This is a genomic window from Pseudomonas sp. GM84, assembly GCF_000282535.1.
Lineage (GTDB): Bacteria > Pseudomonadota > Gammaproteobacteria > Pseudomonadales > Pseudomonadaceae > Aquipseudomonas.
Genome location: NZ_AKJC01000266.1, coordinates 1 through 5,046 on the forward strand (window position 1 = coordinate 1; position 5,046 = coordinate 5,046).

5 protein-coding genes and 1 tRNA gene are annotated in these 5,046 nt (G+C 60.9%); 1 reads left to right on the forward strand and 5 read right to left on the reverse strand.

Going from position 1 to position 5,046, the window contains the following annotated elements; translation table 11 throughout:
* Positions 1 to 99 precede the first annotated feature (99 nt).
* A complete protein-coding gene (locus tag PMI38_RS20410; RefSeq protein WP_008098034.1) occupies positions 100 to 1,083 on the forward strand; it encodes a DUF6708 domain-containing protein in 984 nt (327 codons plus the stop codon).
* A gap of 149 nt (positions 1,084 to 1,232) precedes the next feature.
* Here the strand turns inward: PMI38_RS20410 and PMI38_RS20415 are convergent.
* The 5 genes from PMI38_RS20415 to PMI38_RS20435 form a co-directional block, all read right to left on the reverse strand.
* Positions 1,233 to 1,308: transfer RNA gene (locus tag PMI38_RS20415), tRNA-Gly, on the reverse strand.
* Between the two features lie 63 nt (positions 1,309 to 1,371).
* On the reverse strand, positions 1,372 to 1,932 hold the full coding sequence (pgsA, locus tag PMI38_RS20420) for a CDP-diacylglycerol--glycerol-3-phosphate 3-phosphatidyltransferase (RefSeq protein ID WP_008098037.1): 561 nt from the start codon (positions 1,930 to 1,932) through the stop codon (positions 1,372 to 1,374).
* 33 nt (positions 1,933 to 1,965) lie between these two features.
* Entirely contained in the window at positions 1,966 to 3,789 is a 1,824-nt protein-coding gene (uvrC, locus tag PMI38_RS20425) for an excinuclease ABC subunit UvrC (RefSeq protein WP_008098038.1), read from the reverse strand.
* Between the two features lie 5 nt (positions 3,790 to 3,794).
* Positions 3,795 to 4,433: a response regulator transcription factor GacA gene (gene gacA, locus PMI38_RS20430; protein ID WP_008098041.1), complete on the reverse strand. Its 639-nt coding sequence runs from the start codon at positions 4,431 to 4,433 to the stop codon at positions 3,795 to 3,797.
* Between the two features lie 63 nt (positions 4,434 to 4,496).
* Positions 4,497 to 4,886, reverse strand: coding sequence for a helix-turn-helix domain-containing protein (locus PMI38_RS20435; protein WP_008098042.1), 390 nt, complete (start codon positions 4,884 to 4,886; stop codon positions 4,497 to 4,499).
* Positions 4,887 to 5,046 lie beyond the last annotated feature (160 nt).

Below are 5,046 nucleotides of genomic sequence, written 5' to 3' on the forward strand. Positions count from 1 at the left end.
GCTGCCGGCCATCCTCATCCATGCCACCGGCCACTGGCTCTCGCTGCTGCTCTGCTACGAGCCCCGCTTCCCCCGCGAGATCGAAGAGGCGGGACGCTGATGTATTGGCTCGAATGGAAGTTTCAGTGGTCCAAAAAAAATAGCCACGAAGAGGAGTCCCTTGAGTCCCTCAAGGCCCAACAGCGCCAAGCAGGAGAACCCGAACTCGAAGTACCAGAGGGGGTAGGCGAGTCTGTCTCCGAGCAAATCTACGACAACGACTCCATCTACCTTCATAACGATGTCGCAATTGACATTCGCACGCCTAATGATGAAAGAAGAGGAACGTTAACCTTCCTCTATTTCGGAGTTGGGGGAACGCTTGCATGGGCTGCAATTTCGACCATCTGGTCTGCTATCAACGACCTTCTTGACCCTACCCGTACGCACAGCTGGGTATTTTATGTATTTAGTCTGTTTTTACTTCCGCTAATTACGAGTACTGCTTCTTATCTCTTTTTTAGATACCTGCTTAAGTTCATTCGTCTTGAGGCATTTACCGCACGTCGGATTATCGTCCGCTTCAACCGCATCACCCGCAAGGTCTACCTGCTGCGCCCCAAGCATCTGGGTGGCATTCGAATCATGGACTGGGATAAGACTGAGGTGCTTATCGACAAGAACATGAGTGAAGTGGAGGGAATTGGCAGTTTTATCACTTTGGCCTGGGACAAGGGTGACGGCGTGGACCTGCAAGGGAAGCCCACCGATCACATCGAGGTCACCTACATTGGCAAACCAACACACAATGCCAGCGAGCTGCTCGCCTTCTGGGAGTACATTCGCCGCTACATGGAAGACGGTCCCGCCGACGCACCCGCGCCGAAAACGCGCCTCAGCAAGTTCCCCTGGCCCTGGCTCTCACTCAAGGCCGCCTGGAGCGAGGACAGCCCCTACCTTCATTACAGAGGCCTGGGGGTCTTCGTTGTGTTCAACGTGCTGATGCTGCCGGCCATCCTCATCCACGCCAGCAGTCACTGGCTCTCACTGCTGCTCTGCTACGAGCCCCGCTTCCCCCGCGAAATCGAAGAGGCGGGCCGCTGATGTATATGCTCGAACGAGGTTTCAATGATCAACAAGCCACTTGTTCTTCAGTGCAAAGAGGATTGCACGAAAACACAAATCCCAGGCACAAAAAAAGAGGCCTTTAGGCCTCTTCTTTGTGATCCCAGCGACGCACTGAGGATCTAATTTGGAGCGGGAAACGAGACTCGAACTCGCGACCCCGACCTTGGCAAGGTCGTGCTCTACCAACTGAGCTATTCCCGCGTCGTGATGGGCGCCATTCTACCAATATCTAAAACGGCGTCAACCCCTTGATTCAAAAAAGTTTTATTTCTGTTCCGAGCCTTCGCGCAGGTGCGGCCAGGCGGCCAGCAGGTAATGCACCATCGACCACAGGGTCAGCGCCGCGGCCACCAGCAACAGACCATAACCCAGCACCACCCAGAACGTCACCACTGGCGGGTTGGCCAGCAGGATCACCAGCGCCAGCATCTGCGCCGCGGTTTTCCATTTGCCCAGGTTGGACACCGCCACGTGCGCCCTCGCCCCCAGCTCGGCCATCCACTCGCGAAGCGCCGACACGACGATCTCGCGACCGATGATCACCGCCGCCGGCAGTGTCAGCCAGAAGTTGGCATGCACCTGCACCAGCAGCACCAGGGCCACGGCCACCATCAGTTTGTCGGCCACTGGGTCGAGGAAGGCGCCGAATGGCGTGCTCTGCTGCAGGCGACGCGCCAGGTAGCCGTCCAGCCAGTCGGTGGCGGCGGCAATGGCGAACACCGTGCTGGCGGCCATGTAGCTCCAGTGATAGGGCACATAGAACAGCAGGATGAAGATCGGGATGAGCAGGACGCGTAGAACGGTGAGCAGGTTTGGAATATTCATCGATACGACTGGCTGCGGGTTGAGCCCGGCATTCTACTCGCTATGCAGGCTGGCATAAATCGACTCGGCAAGCTTTTTACTGATGCCGGGGGCTTTGGCGATCTCGTCGATACTGGCGCGGTTGAGCTCCTGCAGGCCGCCGAAATGTTTCAGCAGGTCGCGGCGGCGTTTGGGCCCTACCCCGGCGACGTCTTCCAGGCTCGACACGCGCCGCGCCTTGCCGCGGCGGGCGCGGTGGCCGGTGATTGCGAAGCGGTGGGCTTCGTCGCGGATCTGCTGAATCAGGTGCAGCGCGGGGTTGTCGCCCTTGAGGGTGAACTCGTGGGCGACATCATTGAGGAAAAGCGTTTCGAAACCGGCCTTGCGGGTCACGCCCTTGGCCACGCCGAGCAGGGTCAGGTCTGTGAACGCCAGCTCCTGCATCACTTCACGGGCCATGTTCAGTTGGCCCTTGCCGCCGTCCACCAGCAGCACGTCGGGCAGCTTGCCCTCGCCGTCCTTGATCCGCCCATAGCGGCGGGTCAGGGCCTGGTGCATGGCGGCGTAGTCGTCGCCTGCGGTGACGCCTTCGATATTGAAGCGGCGGTAGTCGGATTTGAGCGGGCCTTCCGGGCCGAACACCACGCAGCTGGCTACCGTGGCTTCGCCGCTGGAGTGGCTGATGTCGTAGCACTCCAGGCGCTGCGGGACTTCATCCAGGCCGAGCACCTGGGCCAGGGCTTCGAAGCGCGCGGCCATGTGCTGGCGGTTGGCCAGGCGTGCGTTGAGCGCCTGTTCGGCGTTGGTCACCGCCAGTTGCTGCCAGCGGGCGCGGGTGCCGCGCACCCGGTGGCTGATGGTCAGCTCGCGGCCGCGCAGGGTCTGCAGTGCCTCGCTGATGGCGGCGAAGTCCTCGTGCACCACGTTGACGATCAGTTCGCCGGGCAGTTCGCGCTCGGCGTTGCCCAGGTAGTACTGGGACAGGAATGCGGCCATGACTTCGGCCACCTCCTCCTCGATGCCCACCTGGGGGAAGAAGTTCTTGCTGCCCAGCACTCGACCACCGCGCACGCTGATCAGGTGCACGCAGGCTCCACCGGGGTTTACGAAAGCGGCGACCACATCGACGTCACCGGAGCCGCCTTCCATGTACTGCTGGTCCTGAACCCGGCGCAGCAGGGCGATCTGGTCGCGCAGCTCGGCGGCTTTTTCGAAGTTCAGGGCCATGGCGGCCTTTTCCATCTCGGCGTTGAGCTCGTTGCCCAGCTGCTGGCTGCGGCCTTCGAGGAACATCACCGAATGGCGGATGTCTTCGGCGTACTCCTGTTCATCGACCAGGCCTACGCAGGGCCCTTTGCAGCGCTTGATCTGGTACTGCAGGCAAGGCCGGGTGCGGTTGGCGTAATAGCTGTCCTCGCACTGGCGCACCGAGAATGCCTTTTGCAACAGGCTCAGGCTCTCGCGGATGGCTCCGGCGCTGGGGTACGGCCCGAAATAGCGGCCCTTGGCCTTCTTGGCCCCACGGTGAATGCCCAGGCGTGGGAATTGGCCGTCAGAAAGGAAGACATAAGGGTAGGATTTGTCGTCGCGCAACAAAATGTTGTACGGCGGCCGCCACTCTTTGATCAGGTTCTGCTCGAGCAGCAGCGCCTCGGTCTCGTTGGCGGTAATGGTGGTTTCGACCTGGGCGATACGGCCCACCAGCGCGGCGGTTTTCGGCGCCAGGCCGGTTTTGCGGAAATAGCTGGCCAAACGCTTCTTGAGGTTCTTGGCCTTGCCCACGTAGAGCAGCCGAGCCTCGGCGTCGAACATCCGGTAGACGCCCGGGCGACCACTGCAGGTCGCCAGGAATGCGCTGGCATCGAAAATTTGGGGCATGAGGGTTACAGGCTTGCGTCGACCATACCGTGGCGAACGGCCAGCAAGGTCAATTCGACGTCGCTGGTGACCGAGAGTTTTTCGAAGATCCGATAACGGTAAGTATTGACGGTCTTGGGCGACAGACACAACTTGTCGGAGATGATCTGCACTTTCTGGCAGCCGACGATCATCAGGGCGATCTGGATTTCTCGCTCCGACAAGGCGTCGAACGGCGAGCCCTGCGGCTGGAACGACTTGAGCGCCAGCTGCTGGGCGATCTGCGGGCTGATGTAGCGCTGGCCGGCGAACGCCAGGCGAATGGCCTGGACCATCTCGTCCAGCCCCGCGCCCTTGGTCAGGTAGCCGGCGGCACCGGCCTGCATCAGGCGCGTGGGGAATGGGTCTTCTTCGCACACGGTGACGGCCACCACTTTGGTGTCCGGGTGGCTACGCAGCAACTTGCGGGTGGCTTCCAGACCACCGATCCCAGGCATCTTCACGTCCATCAGCACGACGTCGGGCTTGAGCTCTCGGGCAAGCTTCAGTGCCGACTCACCCGAATCCGCCTCACCCACCACCTGCAGGCCGTCGATGTCGGCGAGCATGCGTGTAATACCGGTTCGTACCAGATCGTGATCGTCGACCACTAGGACCCTTATCAAGCAGACACCTCGTCAACAGGGCGATTGGATCCCGCCACCTTAACAAAATTTTTCACGACGGACCTAGCGTAAAACTTCTGTCACACCTGACTGGCGCTCATGATGCCGGGGCCACCCTCCCTGACCATTCCTCCCCTCGCCCACCAAGCGCCCGAGCAGATGCCACAACGCCGCCTGGTCAGCGGCCGACAACCGTCGAAACGCGCCAAGCAAACCGGTTTCATCCAGGGTCAGGCTTTCCAGTGGCGCGGGGGTGCGCACACCGCTCAGTACATAAAGGGCATCCACCCCCTTGGCTGCCAGGGCCGCCAGGTAATCGACCCGTGGCGTGCGCTCGCCGCTTTCGTATTTGCCCTGGGCATTGGGTTCGACTCCGCCGATATCACCAAATACCCGCTGGGTCATGCCCAGGCGCTCACGCTCTTCCCTCAGGCGCGGACCGAGTCCGTTCATATGACGCTTCTCCTTTGTCCCTGTTCGGGCCTGCTCACTGTCCTGTGTGCAGTCAGACTGCGCGGTCACTATGCCCCTCGTCGGCATCGGTCGCAAGCCAGTATTGGGCCATCAGTCTTGCAGTGCGTTTTCCGGCCCTATCGCCGGCAAGCCGGCTCCC

What these genes read in the sequence shown, in the direction of transcription:
- PMI38_RS20410 (WP_008098034.1), top strand. Translation starts at nt 100, where the DNA reads ATGTATTGGCTCGAATGGAAGTTTCAGTGGTCCAAAAAAAATAGCCAC.
- pgsA (WP_008098037.1), bottom strand. Translation starts at nt 1,932, where the DNA reads ATGAATATTCCAAACCTGCTCACCGTTCTACGCGTCCTGCTCATCCCG.
- uvrC (WP_008098038.1), bottom strand. Translation starts at nt 3,789, where the DNA reads ATGCCCCAAATTTTCGATGCCAGCGCATTCCTGGCGACCTGCAGTGGT.
- PMI38_RS20435 (WP_008098042.1), bottom strand. Translation starts at nt 4,886, where the DNA reads ATGAACGGACTCGGTCCGCGCCTGAGGGAAGAGCGTGAGCGCCTGGGC.